The organism is Actinomycetota bacterium, assembly GCA_023488435.1.
Classification (GTDB): Bacteria; Actinomycetota; Coriobacteriia; order Anaerosomatales; family UBA912; genus UBA912.
In genome coordinates this window covers 1-2,882 of sequence record JAMDCK010000039.1, presented here as the reverse complement: position 1 = coordinate 2,882, position 2,882 = coordinate 1, and the positions used below count along the sequence as shown (strand labels likewise).

General features: G+C 60.6%; 3 protein-coding genes. All 3 read left to right on the top strand.

Translation table 11 applies throughout. The annotated features are described in order from the left end of the window. A partial coding sequence (locus M1617_06090) for an acyl-CoA dehydratase activase-related protein (GenBank protein ID MCL5887843.1) occupies positions 1 to 587 on the top strand: 587 nt, incomplete at its 5' end. Next, positions 574 to 1,656, top strand: coding sequence for a hypothetical protein (locus M1617_06085; GenBank protein MCL5887842.1), 1,083 nt, complete (start codon positions 574 to 576; stop codon positions 1,654 to 1,656). The genes M1617_06090 and M1617_06085, both read left to right, overlap by 14 nt. Beyond that, complete coding sequence (locus M1617_06080; protein ID MCL5887841.1) at positions 1,649 to 2,611, top strand: acyl-CoA dehydratase activase; 963 nt, start codon at positions 1,649 to 1,651, stop codon at positions 2,609 to 2,611. Before M1617_06085 ends, M1617_06080 begins: the two co-directional genes overlap by 8 nt. Positions 2,612 to 2,882 lie beyond the last annotated feature (271 nt).

Below are 2,882 nucleotides of genomic sequence, written 5' to 3'. Positions count from 1 at the left end.
TCGGGAAGATGTTCAGCAAGAACCCGTTCAAGGTCTGCGCAGCTTACAAGAAGGCGAAGCTCACACAGTATGCGCACGACCGCGAACTGGCCCGCGAGCAGAAGTCGCTGCTTAATCAGCCATGGGACGCTCCGCGTATCCTGCTGGTCGGGCACGCCTACAACAACCACGACGAGTTCATCGGCATGCCCGTCAAGAGGTACCTCGAGTCGCTCGGCGCGACCGTCTTCGATTCCGAGGCCTTCGACCACGATCATGCTCGGCAGCTCTACTCGAACATCTCGACCGACGTGAAGTGGACGTACAACAAGCAGCTCCTCGGCGCTGTGGAGTACTATCGCGACAAGGTCGACGGGATGATCTTCCTTGTGACCTTCCCGTGCGGGCCCGACTCGCTCATGGTCGAGCTTTGCCAGCGCAAACTCAAAGACGTCCCGATTGCCACGCTGGTCCTAGACGAGCTCACCGGCGAGGCCGGCCTGCGCACCCGTCTGGAAAGCCTGGTCGACATCTTGCGCATGGAAGCCGCCAACAAGCGGGGCCAAGCGGCATCAGAGGAATCGGAGGCCCCTCGTGGAGCAGCTTAAAGTCACATTCCCCCACATGGGTGAGTACTGGATCGGCTTCAAGGCCCTCGCCGAGCGCATGGGCTGCGAGGTCGTCCTCCCGCCCAGGATGACCGTGCAGACGCTCGAGCTGGGCACCCGCCACAGCCCCGAGTTCGTCTGCGTACCCTTCAAGTACAACCTGGGCAACTTCATCGAAGCGATCGAGCTCGGCGCCAACACGATCATCCAGGCCGTGGGAGGCTGTCGCTTCGGCTACTACGCCGAGGTACAGGCGGCGATCCTCAAGGACCTGGGCTACGACGTGAGGTTCATCCGGATTGACTCGGGCGGAAATCCCCTGGAGTTCGTCAAAGGCTTCCGAGACAAGATGGGCACTAACAAGCCCCTGCGTGAGGTCAAGGACGCCTTCTTCTTCGCGGCCAGGCTTGGGCTCGCCATCGACGAGATCCAGGATTTCGCCCGCAAGAACCTCGGCTTCCAGATCACTCCGGGACAGATCGAGGCCATCGAGACGAAATACCTGGCCCAGCTCGCAGTCGCGGCCACTATGCGTGAGGTGGATGCCATCCGCCAAGAGGCCAAGGCCGAGCTTGCGACCGTGGCGCTCAATCGCCCAGAGAACCCGCTGCGCGTAGCCATCCTCGGCGAGTTGTATCTTGTGCTGGAGCCGTTCTCCAACTACGACATCGGTCGTCAGCTCGCGCTGCGCGGCATCGAGGTCCACCAACCGCTGACCATCACCGAGATGATCAACCACTCGATCAAGGGCTTCAAGCACGTCGATGAGCTCATCGCCCACTCCGGCGGCTGGGTGGATCACCACCTCGGCGCGCACGGCACCGAGTCGGTGTCGCTGTCTTACACTCTTATGAAGGAAGGTTTCGACGGCGTCATCCACCTCAAGCCGTTCGGCTGCATGCCGGAGGTCAACGCGATGTCGGCGATGCAGAAGATGTCCCGCGAATACACCTTCCCGATACTGTTCATTAGCTATGACTCGCAAACCGCCGAGACCGGGGTCAACACCCGCATCGAAGCGTTCTGCGACATGTTGGAGATGCGCAAGAAAGGGGCCGTAAGTGCTTAAGAGCTATCTTGGAATCGATATCGGATCGATCTCGACCAAAGGCGTCGTGGTCACCGAGGAAGGCAACATCCTCGCCAGTTCATACCTTTGGACGGAGGGCAACCCGATCGGGGCGGTCAAGCGTCTGCTGACCCAGCTGGAGGAGGACCTCTCCGGCACCGAGGCTAACATCGTGGCCGTCGGCACCACTGGCTCTGCCAGGGAGCTCATCGGAGCGATCCTCGGCGCACAGGCCATCAAGAACGAGATCACGGCGCATGCGATGGGAACGCTCTCGTTGCACCCCGACGTGCGCACCATCTTCGAGATCGGCGGCCAGGACAGCAAGATCATCATCCTGCGCGACGGGATCCCGGTGGACTACGCCATGAACACGCTCTGTGCCGCGGGTACGGGCTCCTTCCTCTCCTCGCAGGCCAAAAGGCTGGGCATTCAGGTCGAGGAGTTCGGCGATTACGCTTTGCGTGCCGAGCGCCCCACCAAGATCGCCGGTAGATGCACCGTGTTCGCCGAATCCGACTTGGTGCACAAGGCGCAGATGGGTTACGCAATCGAAGACATCGTCGCTGGTCTGTGTAACGCCATCGTGAGCAACTACCTCAACAACGTGGGCAAGGGCAAGAAGATCGAGGCCCCAATCGTCTTCCAGGGCGGGGTGAGCAAGAACGTGGGCGTGGTCAAGGCTTTCGCCGACGCCACGGGTCACGACATCCTGGTCGACGATTGCGGTCACTTGATGGGGGCCCTCGGAATCGCGCTATTGGCCAAGGCTTCGGGCCTTGAGGACGACTTCGACTTCTCGATCCGCTCGATGTCGTTCAAGACAACCGGCCTCGAGTGCGGTCGCTGCCCGAACAACTGCGAGATCGTCTGCGTCCTTAGAGACGAGGAGTTCCTAGCCGGGTGGGGCAACAGGTGCGAAGTGGGTCTTGAGCAGATTATGCGTCCCGAGTAAAAATTTTACTTGAGCGAATCCATTCCGGCGGTTATTGTCTTGTGTCAACCACCAAAGGAGGTATGCGCATGGAAGCATATAAAGTGCTGCCCGGCCCAGAGGGCTACCTGCCACCGGCCGCCGCAATGCACGGAGCCCAGATTCCCGGAGGTCAACGCGATGTCGGCGATGCAGAAGATGTCCCGCGAATACACCTTCCCGATACTGTTCATTAGCTATGACTCGCAAACCGCCGAGACCGGGGTCAACACCCGCATCGAAGCGTTCTGCG